The 18265-nt window shown below is 55.7% G+C and carries 13 protein-coding genes; 7 read left to right on the top strand and 6 right to left on the bottom strand.

All coding sequences use genetic code 11. The annotated features are described in order from the left end of the window. Positions 1-53: 53 nt before the first annotated feature. Complete coding sequence (locus tag V4U88_RS16345) at positions 54-983, bottom strand: AraC family transcriptional regulator (protein ID WP_334074306.1); 930 nt, start codon at positions 981-983, stop codon at positions 54-56. Positions 984-1129: 146 nt separating this feature from the next. Between V4U88_RS16345 and V4U88_RS16340 the strand changes: the two genes are divergently transcribed. From V4U88_RS16340 to mmsB, 6 genes are all read left to right on the top strand, one after another. After that, the gene (locus V4U88_RS16340) at positions 1130-2131 is read left to right on the top strand and encodes a substrate-binding domain-containing protein (protein ID WP_334074305.1); all 1002 of its coding nucleotides are present in this window, start codon (positions 1130-1132) and stop codon (positions 2129-2131) included. Then, on the top strand, positions 2112-4025 hold the full coding sequence (locus V4U88_RS16335) for a cache domain-containing sensor histidine kinase (protein ID WP_334074304.1): 1914 nt from the start codon (positions 2112-2114) through the stop codon (positions 4023-4025). Before V4U88_RS16340 ends, V4U88_RS16335 begins: the two co-directional genes overlap by 20 nt. Next, positions 4015-5250 carry a response regulator gene (locus V4U88_RS16330; RefSeq protein WP_334074303.1) on the top strand — a complete coding sequence of 412 codons (1236 nt, stop codon included), beginning with the start codon at positions 4015-4017 and terminating at the stop codon, positions 5248-5250. The genes V4U88_RS16335 and V4U88_RS16330 overlap by 11 nt, the downstream gene beginning before the upstream one ends. 134 nt (positions 5251-5384) lie before the next feature. Next, on the top strand, positions 5385-6506 hold the full coding sequence (chvE, locus tag V4U88_RS16325; RefSeq protein ID WP_334074374.1) for a multiple monosaccharide ABC transporter substrate-binding protein: 1122 nt from the start codon (positions 5385-5387) through the stop codon (positions 6504-6506). A gap of 16 nt (positions 6507-6522) precedes the next feature. Then, positions 6523-8055, top strand: coding sequence for a multiple monosaccharide ABC transporter ATP-binding protein (gene mmsA / locus V4U88_RS16320; protein WP_334074302.1), 1533 nt, complete (start codon positions 6523-6525; stop codon positions 8053-8055). Positions 8056-8060: 5 nt separating this feature from the next. Continuing rightward, positions 8061-9224 carry a multiple monosaccharide ABC transporter permease gene (mmsB, locus tag V4U88_RS16315; RefSeq protein ID WP_334074301.1) on the top strand — a complete coding sequence of 388 codons (1164 nt, stop codon included), beginning with the start codon at positions 8061-8063 and terminating at the stop codon, positions 9222-9224. A gap of 85 nt (positions 9225-9309) precedes the next feature. On the opposite strand, the gene V4U88_RS16310 is transcribed toward mmsB, so the two are convergent. From V4U88_RS16310 to V4U88_RS16300, 3 genes are all read right to left on the bottom strand, one after another. After that, positions 9310-10218 (bottom strand): TetR/AcrR family transcriptional regulator, encoded by a 909-nt coding sequence (locus tag V4U88_RS16310; RefSeq protein WP_334074300.1) that lies wholly within the window; start codon positions 10216-10218, stop codon positions 9310-9312. A gap of 81 nt (positions 10219-10299) precedes the next feature. Continuing rightward, the gene (locus tag V4U88_RS16305; RefSeq protein ID WP_334074299.1) at positions 10300-13431 is read right to left on the bottom strand and encodes an efflux RND transporter permease subunit; all 3132 of its coding nucleotides are present in this window, start codon (positions 13429-13431) and stop codon (positions 10300-10302) included. Then, positions 13428-14807 carry an efflux RND transporter periplasmic adaptor subunit gene (locus V4U88_RS16300; protein WP_334074298.1) on the bottom strand — a complete coding sequence of 460 codons (1380 nt, stop codon included), beginning with the start codon at positions 14805-14807 and terminating at the stop codon, positions 13428-13430. Before V4U88_RS16300 ends, V4U88_RS16305 begins: the two co-directional genes overlap by 4 nt. Before the next feature lie 159 nt (positions 14808-14966). Between V4U88_RS16300 and V4U88_RS16295 the strand changes: the two genes are divergently transcribed. Beyond that, positions 14967-16304: a TolC family protein gene (locus V4U88_RS16295; protein ID WP_334074297.1), complete on the top strand. Its 1338-nt coding sequence runs from the start codon at positions 14967-14969 to the stop codon at positions 16302-16304. Positions 16305-16591: 287 nt separating this feature from the next. Here V4U88_RS16295 and V4U88_RS16290 read toward each other — a convergent pair whose 3' ends face one another. Beyond that, positions 16592-17278, bottom strand: a complete 687-nt coding sequence (locus V4U88_RS16290; RefSeq protein ID WP_334074296.1) for an ABC transporter permease — start codon at positions 17276-17278, stop codon at positions 16592-16594. Beyond that, positions 17271-18194: an ABC transporter ATP-binding protein gene (locus V4U88_RS16285; protein ID WP_334074295.1), complete on the bottom strand. Its 924-nt coding sequence runs from the start codon at positions 18192-18194 to the stop codon at positions 17271-17273. The genes V4U88_RS16290 and V4U88_RS16285 overlap by 8 nt, the downstream gene beginning before the upstream one ends. Between the last annotated feature and the right edge of the window lie 71 nt (positions 18195-18265).

Genomic DNA, 18265 nt, shown 5'->3' with positions numbered 1-18265 from the left:
AGGGAGATCTAAGCAAGCGTTATCAAGATTCTGACTTATCCGCCGGCTTACTGTCAAAAATCCTCACTTATCACATCCGGCGCAACCTTCTGAGCATGCAGGGAATTCCGGTATTCGATCGGAGTTGCGCCCATATGCTTTTTAAACAATGCGTGAAAATACTGCCGGCTCCCCACCCCCACATAGTCGGCGATGTCGGCGACCGGGATGTTGGTATGAAGCAGCAGCATGGCCGCTTTATCCATCCGCAAGCGGGTCAGGTACTGCATAAGCGTTTCGCCCGTATGCAGCTTGAAGATTCGCTGCAAATACCCCGGATGCAGGTTAACCACCCCCGCCGCATCCTCCACGCGGATCTCGCGATCGTAATTCTCGTGCAGGTACCCTAGACACTGTTTAACGTAATAATTCATCTCCTGATGGTTGCCGCTTTCATTCTCTTCGCGAAGACGACTCAGGGAAATCAGCAGCTCCGCGAACAGCAGCCGCACCATTGGCGACGGTCCTTCGTCCGCATGCTGCCGGTCGAGCTCCAGTACCAGACTTTTCAGCGTACGGTAGATTTCTTCGGGATCGCGCAGGAGCAGATAATAAAACGGACGGGTCAGCATGGCCGAGACTTCCCTGCCCGCCCCTTCCAAGCACTGGCGAAGGGAAGGGAACCGCCCGCTGCATGGGGCGAACCGGAATTCGATGTTCAGTATCCGGCAGGGAGAGTGCCCCTCGACGATCAGCCGGTGGGGGACGCCTGCGTCAAGCAGGATGAATTCGCCCTTTTTGAGCTGCATCCCCACAGAGCTTGGGCGTTCCGGCACCCGAACCTCGACCCGGCATACCCCCGAGAGAATATACATGATCTCCGTCGAGTCGTGGCGGTGAAACGACATATCCCATTCTTCCCACTGCTTAAAGTAGTAGGCCGTAAACTCCGGTTGGAATTCTCCGTCCATCAAGCCCGTTCGATACAGACTGCCGCGTTCCATGGGGCCCCTCCTTTTCTTCTTGGATCGTTTTGTCCCTATTTTATCAGGGGATGGGTTTCCCCGGCAAAACCCTGTATGATATGGCTGGGAATGGCGGGAACCCTCCCGTGCGGCATCCTATCCACATTGATGAAAGGGGTTGCAAAATGAAAAAGCTTGGTTTGATTTATGTGCTGCTTATCGGATGTTTTTTGCTTTACGCGGCGGATTACCGCAGCAAGAGCCACCTTGAGGCGTCCTGGCAGGCGGGCGGACTTCGGGGCGAAATCGGTGAAAAATACATCATGGTCACGTTTCAGATGGGCATCGATTATTGGAAAAGCAGTCTGAAAGGATTTGAGGATGCCGCCTCCGCGCTTCAGGTTTCCGTTGAATACCGGGGAGCCACCCAGCGGGACGTGAATGAGCAGATTACGGTCCTTGAGCAGGCGATCGCCAAAAAGCCGGCGGGGATCGCCATTTCCGCCATTCACCCGCTGGAGCTGAACGCCACGATTGATAAGGCCATGGAGGCCGGCATCCCGGTCGTTCTGTTCGACTCGGACGCTCCCGGCAGCAAAGCGTATTCCTTCCTCGGCACGGATAACTACAGCGCCGGGGTCATGGCGGCCCGGCAGATGGCCGAGCTTACGGGGGGACAGGGGCGGGTCGCGATCGTGACGCTTCCCGGCCAGCAGAACCATGAGGAACGCACCCAGGGATTCGCCGACACGATCTCCCGGGAGTTTCCCGGGATGAAAGTGGAGGCCGTCAAGAACGGCAAGGGCGATCCGCTCCTCTCCAGACAAGCCGCGGAGGAAATTTTGTCCGACGATCCCGGGATTGCCGGGATTTTCACCACGGAAGCCAACGGGGGGATCGGCGTTGCGGAAGCCGTTCGGGAGCACCTGAAGCGGGGAAAGCCGGGGCCGAAAATACTCGGCTTCGATACCGACAAAGGGACGCTCGATCTGGTCAAGAGCGGGGATATTGCGGCCACGATGGCGCAGGGTACCTGGAATATGGGGTACTGGTCGCTCCAGTATCTTTTTTCCTTAAAGCATGACCCTCCCGCGGCGCAAAATCCCGGCTCTTCCGTTCCCCGGAGAACCGACACCGGCATTACGGTAGTGACGCGGAGGAATGTCGATGATTACTATGCCAAATAAACGGATTACAGGACTGGCGCGCATGTCCATGAACAATATGCCGATCCGCTATAAACTGATCCTTCATTTTCTGCTGATCAGCATTCTCCCTTCGATCGGTCTTGGCTTTCTCGTTAACTGGTCGGCGGACCGCGTCATCGAGCGCCGGATAACGGAGAATACGCTGCAGGTGATCGGGAAGGTCAATCAATCTCTGGAAGCCTATGTCGAAAATTTGCAGAGCATCACCTATTTCATCTCTTTTAATCCAGACATCCAGCACTTCTTGAAAAAAGAGACCGCCGGGACCGAAGCCCGCGCCGTCACCGGTAACCCACCGCCCGATAGCGGCGCCGAACCGGCAGCATATGCGATCCGTAAATTTTTGCAGGGCTTTACCACCCTGCACTCCGAGGTCGCCGGAATTCTGATCGTCAACCGCCGCGGAGCTTATCTCAGCAACGAAATGTATGCCCGCTATCCGAACGAAAGCCTCACGAGGGAGGATTGGTATTTGGAAGCCGTCCGGAACAAAGGCATCTTCAAAATTGTAGGCCACCCTTCCGGGCGCAACGTAACCACGCATGCCAGTTACAAGGACAGCGAGGTCGTCTCGGTGGTTCGGGCCATCCTGGACCCCGACACCGGGGAGACGCTGGGCGTCGTGCTCATCGATCTTAAGCTGCGGGTTATCGCCGAGACGGCGCAGGATGTACGACTGGGCAAAACCGGCTACCTGACGGTGCTGGATCCCGGCGGCGAGATGATCTATGCGCCGCCGGAGCCCTATGTCGGGAAAATTCCGCTTTCGTGGCTCAAAAGCCAATCCGGAGCCGGTACGTCCACCCATGAGGTGAACGGGCGCAAGCTGCAGTTTATTTATCGGGAGTCCGCTTTCACGGGATGGACGACGGTCGGTGTTTTTTCACTCAAAGAATCCGCCGCGGAGACGCGGGAAATCCGTTTTTCGATCGTCAGCTTCGTTTTCTTCGTCTGTCTGCTCGGGATGACCGCCTCCTTCTATTTGGCCTATTCCCTGTCCAGACCGATCGGACAGCTGATGTCCTTTATGCAAAAAGCCCAGGCCGGCGACCTGACCGTCCGCCACTGGGGCAACCGCTCCGATGAAATCGGGCTGCTGGGCCGGAAGTTCAACGCGATGCTGCAGCAGATCAACCGCCTGATCAAGCTGACGGAGCGGCAGGAGAGGCAAAAGCGGGAGGCGGAACTGCGCAGCCTGCAAGCTCATATCAAGCCGCATTTTCTATACAATACGCTAGATACGATTCACTGGATGGCCCGGCGCAAAGGAGCCGAAGATATCGCGCAATTGGCCGAGTCCCTGTCCAAGCTGTTCCGGATCGGTCTCAGCAAAGGGAACGACATCATTCCGCTGAACGATGAGATCGAGCATATCCGCAGCTATTTGCAGATTCAGCAGGTGCGTTACCAAAACAAGCTCAGCTATTCCATCGACATCGATCCCCGTGTGCAAGGAGCCTATGTGTTGAAACTGATTCTCCAGCCGATCGTCGAAAATGCCATCTACCACGGCATTAAGGAACGGCGCGGACCGGGCAGGGTGGAAATTCGGGGGAGCGTGCGAAACGGCGGGCTTGAGCTCACCGTCCGGGATGACGGAAAAGGCATGACGGCCGAACGGCTGCTTGCGCTCCGCCGCTCATTGGCCGCTGCCGGAACGGCCGAACCGGCGGGGGCTGCCTCCGAACCTGGCCCCGGCGGGGGAAATGGCTATGGCATGCTCAATGTGCAGGCCCGAATCGCCCTGACCTTTGGGAACCCCTACGGAATCTCGGTCGAGAGCGAGGAAGGCGAAGGTACGACTGTTACAGTAACGCACCCTATCCTAACGGAACCCCTACTAGCGAAAGGAGCTGGCGAAGATGGCGAATAACAATCCGGGGACCGCGCTCCCCGACTGCAAGGTGCTGATCGCCGACGACGAAGCCATTATCCGCGAAGGCATCCGGGAAAGCGTCCGCTGGTCGGAACTCGGGATGCGGGTCGTCGCGGAGGCCGAGGATGGCGAAGAAGCGCTCGAACTGGCGCTGCGGCATGGCGTGCAGATCGTGCTCGTCGATCTGAACATGCCGATTCTGGACGGCATCGGTTTAATGGAGAAGTTAAGAGAACAGCTCCCTGCCTGCAAAATCATCATTATTACCGGGCATGATGAATTTGCTTACGCCCAGAAGGCCATCCGCCTCCAGGTCAAGGACTATATCCTCAAGCCAGCCAATCCGGCCCAACTGGAACGCGTGCTGCGTCAGGTCCGCGGGGAACTGGAGCAGGAAGCCGACCGGCAGCAGCAACTGGAAACGGCTTCCCGGCAGTTTTCCCGAAACTACCCGCTCCTGCGGGAGCGGTTCTGCCAGGAATGGATGGGCGGCCATATGGACGCGGATGAAATTGCGGAGCATTTGGAGTTTCTGAACCTTCCCGTCCTCCCCCCCGCCCTGCTTGGCGTGATCCGGCTGCGGGAAGCGATACTGCCTCAGCCGGCCTTGAAGGAGCAGGAGCGGCAGCTTTATCTCTACGCCGTGGAAAATATCGCCGCCGAACTGCTCACCCCTTACCCGAGAGCCATTTATCGCGACCCCTTCGGGTTTGTGGTCATCCTGCTGTGGGATGCTTCCGCTCCAGCCGAAGCCGCCTTCCGCCGGATCGAGCCTGCGGCGCGCACCTTTCTGAAGATCGCCGTCGATCTGGAGGTCATGGAAGGCGGCGGAGACCTGACGGAGATTCCGGCGATTTACCGGAAATGCAAAAGCGCCGTGTTGAAGGAAGCCCCGCTCTCACCGCTGGTGCGGCGGGCCAAATACTATATCCACGACCATTATGCCGATCGTGGTTTGACGCTGGAGCGGATCGCCGCGGAACTGCATACCTCCCCGGTTTATTTAAGCCGTCTGATCAAACAGGAACTCGGCGTATCCTTCAACGGCTATTTGACCCGGCTGCGGATGCGCAAAGCCATTCAGCTGCTCCACGCCACGGAACTGGCGATCCATGAAATCGCCGAGCGGGTCGGCTATGAAACCCAGCATTATTTCAGCACAGCGTTCAAGCGGACGACGGGCGTTTCGCCGCTGCAATTCCGGAAGGGCGAGAAAAGTTAATTTTTTATAAAAAGAGTAAATTCCGTATAAATACGTGTTTCTCCCTCATTGCTATACTCAGTCTTGTAAATTGCAAACGCATTCATAGCGGTTGTGAAAATTCCATCCAATTCTATCGAGGGGGAGATCGAATGATGAAAAAATGGACGTCTCTGCTTCTGGCCTGCGCCTTGCTGGCCTTATTGACCGCCTGCGGCGGGGCGGGAGGCAAAACGGAAAGCGGGCCCGGTGGGAGCTCCGGATCAAGCGGCGGCTCCGGCGGGGAAAAGGGGACGGTCGGCATCGCCATGCCGACGAAATCCTCGGAGCGCTGGGTCAATGACGGAAACAACATGGTCAAGGAATTTGAGAAGCTGGGCTACGGGACGGACTTGCAGTATGGCGAGGATGTGGTGGAAAACCAGGTTTCGCAGATCGAAAATATGATCACCAAGGGCGTCAAAATCCTCGTCATCGCCTCCATTGACGGAGCGGCGCTGACCGATGTGCTGCAGAAAGCCCATGATGAAGGGATCAAGGTCATCGCCTACGACCGCCTGATCATGAACAGCGAGCATGTGGACTATTACGCCACGTTCGATAACTTTAAGGTCGGCGTTCAGCAGGCCTCTTATATTGAGGAAAAACTCGGGCTTAAAGAGGGGAAGGGCCCGTTTAACATCGAGCTGTTCGGCGGATCGCCGGACGACAACAACGCCTATTTTTTCTTTGACGGAGCCATGTCCGTACTTCAGCCTTACCTCGATTCCGGAAAGCTCGTCGTCCGCAGCGGTCAGACGAAAATGGAACAGGTGGCCACGCTCCGCTGGGATGGGGCTACCGCTCAGTCGCGGATGGATAACCTGCTGAGCGCCCACTATGCGACAGAAAACGTGGACGCCGTCCTTTCGCCTTATGACGGGATCAGCATCGGCATCCTGTCCTCCCTAAAAGGCGTCGGTTACGGATCGGGCGACAAGCCGCTGCCCATCGTTACCGGCCAGGACGCCGAATTGGCTTCCATCAAGTCGATCCTGGCCGGGGAGCAGACGCAAACCGTATTCAAGGACACGCGGGAGCTGGCGAAAAAGGCCGTCGCCATGGCGCAAAGCATCCTTGAGGGTACGGAGGCCGAGGTTAACGATACCGAAACCTACGATAACGGAGCTAAAGTGGTGCCCTCCTACCTCCTGGAACCCAAATCGGTGGATAAAGACAACGTGAAAAGTGTTCTGGTCGAGAGCGGCTATTACACCAACGAAGAGCTTGGCCTTTGAGGCGGGGTGACGACCGATGAGCCAGCATATTTTGGAGATGAGAGGCATCACCAAGACCTTTCCCGGCGTCAAAGCGCTGTCCCAAGTCCATTTGCAGGTTCGGGAAGGCGAAATCCACGCGCTCTGCGGGGAGAACGGAGCCGGCAAATCTACGCTGATGAAGGTGCTCAGCGGTGTATACCCTTACGGCACCTATGAGGGGGACATTATTTTCAAAGGCCAAGTCTGCGAATTCAAAGATATCAAGCAGAGCGAGAGCCTCGGTATCGTGATTATCCACCAGGAGCTTGCTCTGATTCCTTACCTGTCCATCGCGGAGAACATCTTTCTCGGCAACGAACAGGCTAATAGAGGCATCATCAACTGGCACGAAACGACGGTACGGACCAGGGAGCTGCTTGAGCGCGTCGGCCTCCGGGAGTCTCCGGTCGCTCCGGTGCTTCAGCTTGGCGTGGGCAAGCAGCAGTTGGTGGAAATCGCCAAGGCGCTGTCCAAAAAGGTAAAACTGCTGATTTTGGACGAACCGACGGCCGCGCTGAACGAGGCCGACAGCGAAAACCTGCTTAGGCTGATCGTCGAGCTGAAGCATCAAGGGATCGCTTCGATCCTCATCTCCCATAAGCTGAATGAAATCGAAAAAGTGGCTGACGCTATCACGATTCTCCGCGACGGCCAAACGATCCAAACGCTGCGCATGGAAGAGGAGCCGGTTACGGAGGACCTGATTATCAAAGGCATGGTCGGCCGCGATCTGACACAGCGCTATCCCGAGCGGACGTCCAAGCGGGACAGGGAGACGATTTTCGAGGTGAAAGGCTGGGAAGTCAGACACCACCAGCAAGCGGACCGCAAGATCCTGGACGATATCCACCTGCATATCCGCCGCGGTGAAATCGTAGGCATCGCCGGGCTGATGGGCGCCGGGCGGACCGAGTTGGCGATGAGCCTGTTCGGCCGCTCCTACGGCAGGTATGTGCGCGGGCAGATCTTCCTGCACGGCAAAGAGGTTCATTTGACCGATATCGCCACGGCCATCCGCCACCGCCTCGCTTATGTGACCGAGGACCGCAAACAATACGGGCTCGTGCTGATCGACGATATCAAGCGGAACATTACACTGTCCAACCTTGGCAAACTTTCGCGGTTCGGCATCCTTAACGAGAAGGAAGAAGTGCTTGTCGCCGAGGACTACCGGCGCAGGCTGAACATCAAGACGCCGGGCATCTGGCAGAAAACCGGCCATCTCAGCGGCGGAAATCAGCAAAAGGTCGTGCTGAGCAAATGGATTTTTACGGAACCGGAAGTGCTGATCCTCGATGAACCGACACGCGGCATCGATGTCGGCGCCAAGTATGAGATTTACTCGATCATCCATCAACTGGCGGATGAAGGCAAAGGCATTCTGTTCATTTCGTCCGAACTGCCGGAAATTCTCGGGATGTGCGACCGAATCTACGTGATGAGCGAGGGCCGGATTACGGGCGAAGTCAAGCGCGAAGAAGCCTCGCAAGAGGTGCTGATGAAACTGATGACACGGGGAAGGGGGTAACCGGAATGCAAGCGATCGGCGAACTTTTTAGAAAAAATATCCGGCAATACGGCATGATTATCGCGCTGGTCTTCATTACGGTATTATTTCAAATTTTGACGGATGGGATTTTGCTGAAGCCGCTGAACATCACCAACCTGATCTTGCAGAACAGCTATATCCTTATCCTGGCCATCGGGATGGTGCTGGTGATCATTACCGGGCATATCGACTTGTCGGTCGGCTCCGTCGCCGCCTTTATCGGCGCCCTGGCCGCCATTATGATGGTCGATATGCAACTCCATCCTTTCGTCGCGGTGATTCTCTCGCTGCTGATCGGCGCGCTGATCGGCGCCTGGCAGGGCTTTTGGGTCGCTTATGTGAATATCCCGGCGTTTATCGTCACCTTGGCCGGGATGCTGCTCTTCCGGGGCTTGACGATGATCGTGCTGGGCGGCCAGTCGATTGCGCCGTTTCCGAAGTCTTTTCAAAAAATCAGCTCCGGTTTTCTGCCCGACTGGCTCGGGGGCGGCTCCCTTCACGTACTGACCCTGGTGCTGGGCATCCTCCTCTCCCTGCTCGTCGTCTGGCAGGAGTACCGGGAGCGGCGGACCCGGATCAAGTACCGGTTCGAGGTGCAGGCTTTGTGGATCTTCGGCCTCAAACTGGCGGCGCTCGTCGTCGTGCTTAACCTGTTTACCTACGTGCTGGCCACGTATCATGGGATTCCCAATATTCTCGTCATCCTGTTCTTCTTGATCGTGATCTATTCCTTCCTGATGAACCGGATGATCGCCGGACGCCACATTTATGCGCTCGGCGGCAATGAGAAGGCCGCCAAGTTGTCCGGCGTTAAAACGAAAAAGGTCACGTTCTGGGTGTTCGTGAACATGGGAGCCTTGGCCGCCCTATCCGGCCTCATCTTTGCGGCCCGGCTGAATTCCGCGACGCCGAAGGCCGGCACGAACTTCGAACTCGACGCCATAGCCGCCTGCTTCATCGGCGGCGCCTCGGCCACCGGCGGGATCGGCACCGTCTATGGCGCGATTATCGGAGGACTGGTCATGGGGGTCATGAACAACGGGATGTCCCTCATCGGTCTCGGCGTGGACTGGCAGCAAGGAATCAAGGGATTGGTGCTGCTGCTGGCGGTCGCCTTCGATATTTACAACAAATCCAAAACCCAGTGACTCTCGTCCGCGCAGAAGATCAAAACGCCAAAAAGCAAGTCTCCTTTCGCCTTGCACGGCGTTAAAGGGACTTGCTTTTTGCTTCTCAAAGCGGCTGCCCATCCGGCTCGAACAAAAAGGCCCGCAGCTTGGCGCATTCTTCGCGCAGGTCTTCCAGTTGTTCGAGGTAAATCAGCAGTGCCTTGAATACCACGCTCTCCGTCAAGGAGTCGTTCAACTCCGTTCTCATCTTTGCGATCGCTTCCAGATAATCTTCCTTTTCCGTTTCGTTCAGCGAATCGTGATTCTTCACTATGAGTTCCATCTGGTGGAACGATTTCTGCAGTTGACGGAAACGCAGCACCGGGGTCATCTCCTCTGAGCGGCAGTTCATCACCCAGGAAGGGGTTTCGAACAAAAGCGGCATTTCGGGCTTGCGGATTTTCCACCCCTCGACCAGGACGCCAATCACGTTTTCCACATAGGTTGCCAACCTGTAGCAGTGCTCACGGGAAAGGTTCGGGCCAACCACCCGAATGTAATCCAGCAGCAAACTGCTGGCGATAAAGGTCACATCCGTCGCATAATCCTCGACCTCTTTCCCGTACAAATCGAGGATACTGTCCTGGAACCACATAAACAGTTTGCGTTCAATGACCATAAAGGCGTTCTGGATATCTTCATTTTCATAAAGCGGAATCAGCGGCTCGACAAACAATACCATGTAGGTCCGGTGGTTAAAAATATACTCCAGAAAAATCACGATCAGCTTGATAATCCGGTCGTTTTTCGACAAGCCGGCTTTTCGGTACAGCTGGTGAACCTTACCTTCGAGTTCCTCGGAGAGCATCGCCATCGCGGCCAGCAGCAGATCCTCTTTTCCGGGAAAATACTTGTAAAGGGACGGTTTGGTCATCCCGCAAGCCTTCGCGATTTCGTCCACCGTCGTAAAAGCATATCCTTTCTCCGCAAATAGCCTAATCGCTGTCTGAATGATTAGGGTTTTCTTGTCCACAGTACCTGGTCCTTTCAATTTGGATTTCCGCCAAAAAGGCCGAACCGGGAAGAACTCCCGGTCCGTTCATGGAAGATGGATCTACATGGAAAGCGGGTTCTGCGGCACATCGGTGCCGGGTTTAACGCCGGACTTGTTCGCTTTACGCTCCTGGCGCTTGATTTTGTAGAGCGCTACAACCATATAAAGCGAAGGAACAACGACCAGGGTTAAGATCGTCGAGAACATCAGCCCGAAAATAATCGTGTATGCCATAGGCCGGAACAGGATGCTTCCCGAAATGGCCAGCGGCAGCATCCCGATGATCGCGGTCAGCGACGTGAGCAGAATCGGCCGGAACCGGGCGGCGGTGGCCTCGATGATGGCCTCCTTCAATTCCACGCCCTCCCGGCGGGCTTCCTCGATGAACTCGATCAGGACAATGCCGTTCCGTACGACGATACCGGCCAGGGAGATGATGCCCATGATGCTCATGAAGCCGATTGAGGAACCGGATATGAAGATCCCGATCACCCCGCCCGCGGCGGCCAGATAGACCGTCGTCATAATGATAACCGGTGCCGACAACGAATAGAATTGCACTGTAATCAGGAGCAGAATCAGGAAGACGACGATAATAAACAGGCTGCCCAAATCGGCAAAGATTTCCGACTGGTCGGAGGTTTCCCCGCCAAGCTCCCAGGTATAGCCGTCCGGGAATGGCATATCCGCCAGCATGGCGCGGATTTCGGTGTTCAGCTCGGTCGCCGTTTTTCCCTTCGCATCCGCCTCGACCGTTACGGTCCGCACCAGATTGTAGTGCTGAATTTTCTGGATGGCGAAGGAAGGCTTCAATTCCGCAATTTGCGACAGTGGCACTTGCATCCCCTGCGCGTTCGTTATATTCATCTGCTGGAACAAATCGCTGGGGTCGCCGTTGTTATTTTTCATATAGAGGTTAACATCAATGATCTGTTCGCCCGTGTCAAAGTCGCCGATATCCAGCCCGTCCCCCATCAGGCGCAGCGTCTGGGTCAGTGTCTTGTAGTCCACGAGGTGCTGGTTCATCGCTTCCTTGTCGACCTCGAACTCCAGGGTATAGCTCTGGTTTCCAAAGTTGTCCTTGATTCCCGTGGTTCCTTCCACTTTGGCGATCTTCTCTTTTACCTGCTGGGACAAGGACTGCAGCTCATCCAGATCCTCTCCGGCGATCCGGATCGAGACGGCCGCGCCGACCGGTATCCCCATTCTCGGGATGTTCAGGGAAATCTTCGCCGCCGGATACTGCTTCTCCAATGTCTTCTGCCACGTATCCACCGTCTCCTTCAAATCGAACTCGCCTTCCTTGCCCACGACGGCAATTTGGCCGACAGTCGGCGACGAGCTTACCATGTTGGTGATATCGGAGAACAGCTGCGGCGCCTTGCCTCCCGCGGCGTAACTGACCAGCTCCGCTTCCGGCTGTTTGCGGACCCACTCCGCGATGCTGGAAACGGTGCGTTCGGTTTCCTGGAAGGAGGTGCCGACAGGCAGCTCCACATTGATGTTTACGTTCGGATCCTCGGCCTCGGGGAACAGGTCCACCGGGGTGAGCAGCGCAAAACCGAACGACGCGGTGCCGATCAAAAGGCCGGCCAACGCCGTGAGCAGCGGTCTTTGCAGCACCTTCGGGATCAGCTTCCCGGAGTACGCCCGGGTCATGGATTGAATCTGCCTGCCGAGCAGGCCGGGCGGCTTAGGCTCGCCCCCGTTCCTGTTCTTCTTGCTTCTCCGCTGCTCGTGCCATTCCCGGAAAATCGGAATAATCGTGAGCGACATCAACATGGAAGCCAGCATCGAGCTGGAGATGACGATCGGGATCGGCTTGATAAAAGAACCGATGTCGCCGGTCAGAAACAGCAGCGGCGCGAAGGCGAAGATCGTCGACAGTGTGGCCGTCAAAATGGAAACGGCGACTTCCTTTGCGCCTTTGACGGAAGCGATCGCCGGGCTTTCCCCCAAGTCGCTCAGCCTGCGCTCGATATTGTCGTTGACGACGACGGCGTCGTCGACCAGAATCCCGAGCACGATGATCAGGCCCACGATGGAAATCTCGTTCAGCGAAACGCCGGTGATCGGCAGAACGATCAGACCGAGCGCGATGGAGATCGGAATCGCCAGCGCCACGAAGGCCGATGTCAGCAAGTTTAGACCCAGCGTACAAACGATAATAACCGCGATAATCGCGATCAGCATCTCCCGGGACAAGTGGCTGAACATCTCGTTAACGACTTCCAGCTGAGCAAAGGCGTTGGTAAACGTCACATGTTTCGGCAAATCCTTGGTTAATTCATCTAACTTGGCCGTGATGGCCTTATCCATGGAAGGCACGTCCGAGCCCGTCTGCGCGTTCACATTGATCAAAAGGGCGGGCTTTCCGTTGTAATAAGGCAAATAGTCCGCTTCCGCCTGGGTCACCGCCACTTCGCCGACATCCTTCAGATAGACCGGAAATCCGCTCTGCGTGCGCATAATCAGCACATCGTTCAGCTCGTCGACTTCCTCGATACTACCCACCAGGAGTTGATAATTCCGGCTGTCGAAATCCAGATCCCCCAAAGGCACCCGCTCGTTCATGGCCTGAACGGATTGAACGACCTTTTCCCACGGAATGCCGTACTGCTGCAATTTCTGCATATCGATTTGCATCCGTACTTCCCGGTCCGGAAGGCCGCCGAGTTCAACCCCGGCTACCCCCTGCACCGTGCGAAGCTGGTCGCGCCATTGAATCATCGTATCGTTGAGGGCATAAAGCTCCTCCCGGGTGTTGGCGTAAATGACGTACGAGCCGACGAACGCCGATGCCAAATCGTCATTGACGACCGGCTGAAGCGCCTCGGCGGGCAAATCCGCCGCGGCGTCCTGCACGTTTTTGCGCAACTGATCCCAGGTCTTCTCGGCGTCCGCGTCGGCATAGGCCTGAACCGTAATACTGGAATAACCGTTGCCCGAGGTCGATATGACCGTATCGACGGTCTCCACTCCCTTAATGGCCTGCTCCAGCACTTTGGTCACGGATTGCTCCACTTTTTCCGGGGAGGCCCCAGGGTATACCGTGGTCACGAGCGCCGTTTTGACCACGGCGTCGGGCATATCCTGTCTGGCCAGCCCCGTAAAGCTGTAGACGCCGAACACAATCAGCATGGTGAAAAAGAGCAGCGTGATTTTGCGTTTTTTGACGAAAAATTCGATCATGGGGTCACGTCCTCCGAAGCCGCGATGGCATCGCCGTCAAACAGCCCGTCGGCTCCCGCCCTGACAATCACATCGCCTTCCTTCAGACCGGCGGTGATGTGAAACCGGTTGTTGCTGATTTCACCGCCCAGCTCCACCGGCGTCTTCACCGCCTTGCCGTCCATGGCGCGGAACACATAGGGCTCCTGGCCGTTGCTGATGACCGCCCCGGCCGGAACCAGAATCCCCTGTTTCCCGGCGGACTGACGTCCGGCCTTCACGACTTGCCCCGGGAACCAGTCCTTCTCCGGGTTCGGCACGCTCACCTCCACGGAAATCGTGCCTGTCCCCGCATTCGTCTGGGGATAGATCCGAATGACCGAGCCCGTCCGGGTTTTGCCGGATTGCTCCAGGTCGACCTTCTGCCCGACCTTCCAATCGCCGATCCGATCGTCGGGAACCGGGAGCATTACCTTAAGCGCCTGCGTCGAACCGATGACGAAGGCCGGCGAACCGGCTCCGGCCGTTTGGCCGACGAACACGTTTTTCTCCAGCACCGTGCCGGAAATCGGAGCGGTCAGCTTCGTTTTCGACAGGGCCAGTTCCGCCTGGGCTTGGGCCGACAAGGCGTTCTTGTAACCGGCCTGCGCTTGCGCTTCCGCCGCCAAAGCCGACCCCCTCCCGGCCTGCGCCTGATCTACCGTCGATTTCGCCGCCTGTACCTGCTCATCCGTCGCGCCTTCGGTGGCCTCCGACAAAGCTTGCTTTGCGTTATCCAGCGTAATTTCCGCATTTTTCAGCTGAACCTGGGATTTCTCATGGTCGTCCAGCGAAATCAGACCTTCCGCGTAAAGTTTACTGTACCGCTCCGCGTCGGCCTTTACTTTGTTGTAGGCTTCCTCGGCTTGCTTTACGCCGTTCTGCGCTTGAGCCAGTTGCTGCTGGCTGGCGCCTTTTTCCACCGCGGCGAGATTGGCCTTGGCGGCCTGAATCTGGGCTTCCGCGGAAGCGATCCCCGCTTTGGCCGCATTCAACTGCCCCTCGGCCTGCGCCACCCCGCTCTTGGCCTGGGTCAATTGGATTTGTGCCAGCTCCGTGTCAAGCTCCGCCAGCACGTCCCCCGCCTTGACCGTGTCCCCGACTTCAACCCGCGTTTTCTTGACCTCGCCTCCAGCCTGGAATGAGACCGTCGCGGAATCATCGGACTGAAGCGTGCCCGACAAATCATATACTGTATTCAAAGGTTCCTTCTTGACTTTGATGGTTTTTACCGCAACCGAATCGCTTACCTTGTCGCTTTCCGCCGCCGCTTTCTCTCCGCCCGTTCCCGAGGAACATGCGGTGATGGACAGCGTTAATAAAGCTGCCGCAAAAAGATATGCCCAGCGTCCTTTCATCAGGTTATTCTCCTCCTCCGTCTAACTCCCCGGTTATTTTTTTAACTCCAAAGTAACCCAGTCGGAACAAGGTTGTCAAGCGACGACCCTGCCATTGATTTTCGGAATATCGATGTGTTAGCATGGGAAAATGAAAGAAGTATGGGGAGGGAATTTTTGATGAAAAAGGAAGCTGCCGCACTGGTCCTGTCGCTTGCTCTGCTGACCGCCGGCCCCGTTTCCGCGATGGCCGCCGACGGCGATACGACCCAAACGGGTCACCACGCGGAGACGGGAGAGAAGCTGAAAACGTCATTTGTCGATTCGGGGAACCTGGTCTCGATCAAGCATTGGGATCTCGATACGATCATCAAGCGTGCTATCGACAATTCTTATAATTTGTCGCTGTTGAACATGAAGCTGACCGCGTTAAAGCAAAATGAGAGCAATTTAAAAGACCAGAAGAAAGAGCTGGATAAGGCGAAGATGGATACGGGCTCGGGGAGCTATTCATTGCCGACTAACCCGGACGAAATCACGAAAAAGTACTTCCCGCCGGACCAAATGCCAACTGAACCGCCATTATGGCTGGGGCCCGTGATCGAAACCAACACCGTGGTCAACCAAGTCATGAACGGGGTAGGCGGCATCGCTTCCGCCCTGAACAAACAGCTCCAGAGCCAACGCGAACAGCTGGAGCAAGGCTTGGAGAAGTTGAATACGGAGCAATCCAACACCCTTCTCGATCTGGAGATGGCCAAGGACGGAGCGGAGCTGCAAATCACCTCCCAATATGTCCAGCTCCTGTCCCTGGACAAGCAAATCGAGCTGGCGGAGCAATATCTTGAGCTGCTCAAGCGCGATGAGCATAAGGCCTCCGTGTTGCAGGAAGAAGGACTGGCCAGCTCGGAAACCGTCATGAACGCGCAGCGGGCCATCAGCGACCAGGAAGAGCAGTTGGAGTCCTTGAGGGCAAACTACCAGCTTGCCCTGATTCAAATGTGCTTCGATCTGGGGATTGTCTACGACCCGGAGATTGCGCTGGAGGATATCGAATATACCCCTCAACCCGTCACCCGTAAGGATACCGAGGCGTTATTGGAGAATTCCTATGATATGAAAAAACAGTGGAACGCCATCGTCCAGGCGAAGAATGAAGAGTACGGCACCGATGCCGCCAACGATCATCAGGAGGATTACCTGAACACGATGACGCGAATTTCGGAGCAGCAGGCGGAGCAAACCCGCGTCGAGCTCAGCAAAAAAATCAGCAAAACCTACAGCGACGCCGATACCGCCTACCGGGCTTATCAGACCGCCGAGAAGGACCTGGCCGAGGCGAACCAGGATTATACCCACATGGAAGCCCGCTTCAACAACGGACTCGTTTCGCATTATGATTTTTACAAATACGGATTCACCCTTACCCAGCAGGAACTCGCGCGGGATTTGACGCGCCTGCAGGTGTACATGGCCAACAAAGCCGCGCACAAAATGGAGGAAGGGCTGATCAATTAACGGGAGTTCCTCCCGATAATTCACCAGTTTTGCTCCCTTCACCTCCATTTAGCTGGAATTTCTCCCGCTAATTCGAGTCTCGCCGCCTAAACTCGTCTTCCCGCCGTAAATTAGCGGGAGTTTTTCCAGCTAATTCATTCCACGCCCCCGATCTCCCACAAATAACGGGAGAAATTCCCGTTATACTTCTTACATCGGAGGTCAACAAAGCCACCAACGGACGCCGCAGTGCCCTCGTCAAACGTCAAAGGCCCCCAGCTGTCGAGCAGCCAGGGGCCTTCTCTTTTTTAAACTACATCCTTCGTATCCGCGTTCCGGATCGCCAGGTACGCAACAACCAGACCAACCGCCGCAATGGCCGCGGGGATTACAACGATGCTGCTCAGTGTAAATTCCGTCCCGTTGTTGGCATTCAAAACCGCCGCGACGAGGATGGAGGAAACGATCGTCGTAGGCACCGAGTACTTTCTCATCCCGAAATAAAGCGGGATGAGGGCGATACAGCTGTACATCGCCGAGTTTACCAGAAACCTGACACCATGTTCGACCAGGAGTGAAGTCGGCAATTCCCCCGGGATAAAATGAGCGAAGCTATTATAAATATAGAATCCCGAAAAGACAATCACGCGGCCGATGATGCCAAACAGAAATGTAAACAGGACCACGATAATGAGTTTGGCCGTGAGCAGCTTTTTACGCTGCAGCGGGTACATGAAGAGCACGGTGATGGACCGGGTTTTGTACTCGTCGATAATGAACTTCGACAAAAGCACGGAAGCAAAAACGATAAACGTTATTGAAGTAGTAGCGTCGATGATCCCCAATACATCTTTGTAACTGGCAAACGCTTTCTCGTGGGTGTCATAATTCACGGCGATGACAAAAGCCATGATCAAAAATGACGCGATAAACCCGCCCAGGATATTCCCTGCGATTTTAAATTTCCGTAATTCCAGCTTGATCAAATTAAGCACTCAGATTCCCTCCATTCAAAAGACCCAAGAAATAATCCTCCAGCGAGCTGCTCTTCTTGTGGATGGACTCGATGACCACATCATGCAGCACCAGCGTTTTGGTCAGCTCGTTTTGCTGGACCTTCGGGTCATAGACGCGTACGGTAACCTCATCGACCACCTTCAGATTGGACACATTCAGATGATTCGTCAAAATAAACGCCGCTTTTTTGCTGTCGCCGACTTTGAGCTCAATATAATCCGTATTCCGCTCACGGACGCGATCCATCGCGACTTCCTCGATCAATCGGCCATGGTTGATGACGCCAATCGTGTCGACCATCTGCTCCATCTCGCCCAAAATGTGACTGGACACCAGCAGTGTCATGCCGTATTCCTTGGAGAGCAGCTTGAACAAATCGCGGATTTCCTTGATTCCGACCGGATCGAGCCCGTTAATCGGTTCGTCCAGGATGAGGAGCTCCGGCTTCGTTAGGATCGCCCGGGCAATCCCCAGCCTCTGCTTCATGCCGAGGGAGAAATCTTTTACCGGCTTGTGGTCGATATTTCGCAGGTTGACCAGCTCCAGCGCTTCATAGATCGCTGTTTTGTTGTAGTAGCCCATATATTCGCAGTGCAGCTCGAGGTTCTCCCTAGCCTTCAACTTGTCGTAAAATATGGGATATTCAATAATCGTTCCCATACGGCCAAGCATCTGGTACGATTTCGCCGTCAGCTTCTCCCCGAAAATTTCAATTTCCCCGCCCGTCGGCTTCACCAGGTTGGTGAGCATTTTCATGACGGTCGTTTTGCCCGCTCCGTTCGGCCCCAAAAATCCGTAAATTTCACCCTTCTTCACGTTCATGCTTACCTCGGACACAACTTCCCTGCCCTGAAACACCTTCGTCAACTGAACCGTTCTCAGAATAAAGCTCATCGTATCTCTCCTTTAGGTCTTGCCTTCCTCGTGATCTGTTTTTCACTATACTTTTATAGTAAAGCCTCTTT

Source organism: Paenibacillus sp. A14 (assembly GCF_036864815.1).
Lineage (GTDB): Bacteria > Bacillota > Bacilli > Paenibacillales > Paenibacillaceae > Fontibacillus > Fontibacillus sanfengchensis.
This window is presented reverse-complemented; position numbering and strand designations above follow the sequence as displayed.

Coding starts and splice junctions, on each gene's coding strand:
- V4U88_RS16345 (WP_334074306.1), bottom strand. CDS start 983: ATGGAACGCGGCAGTCTGTATCGAACGGGCTTGATGGACGGAGAATTC.
- V4U88_RS16340 (WP_334074305.1), top strand. CDS start 1,130: ATGAAAAAGCTTGGTTTGATTTATGTGCTGCTTATCGGATGTTTTTTG.
- V4U88_RS16335 (WP_334074304.1), top strand. CDS start 2,112: ATGATTACTATGCCAAATAAACGGATTACAGGACTGGCGCGCATGTCC.
- V4U88_RS16330 (WP_334074303.1), top strand. CDS start 4,015: ATGGCGAATAACAATCCGGGGACCGCGCTCCCCGACTGCAAGGTGCTG.
- chvE (WP_334074374.1), top strand. CDS start 5,385: ATGAAAAAATGGACGTCTCTGCTTCTGGCCTGCGCCTTGCTGGCCTTA.
- mmsA (WP_334074302.1), top strand. CDS start 6,523: ATGAGCCAGCATATTTTGGAGATGAGAGGCATCACCAAGACCTTTCCC.
- mmsB (WP_334074301.1), top strand. CDS start 8,061: ATGCAAGCGATCGGCGAACTTTTTAGAAAAAATATCCGGCAATACGGC.
- V4U88_RS16305 (WP_334074299.1), bottom strand. CDS start 13,431: ATGATCGAATTTTTCGTCAAAAAACGCAAAATCACGCTGCTCTTTTTC.
- V4U88_RS16300 (WP_334074298.1), bottom strand. CDS start 14,807: ATGAAAGGACGCTGGGCATATCTTTTTGCGGCAGCTTTATTAACGCTG.
- V4U88_RS16295 (WP_334074297.1), top strand. CDS start 14,967: ATGAAAAAGGAAGCTGCCGCACTGGTCCTGTCGCTTGCTCTGCTGACC.
- V4U88_RS16285 (WP_334074295.1), bottom strand. CDS start 18,194: ATGAGCTTTATTCTGAGAACGGTTCAGTTGACGAAGGTGTTTCAGGGC.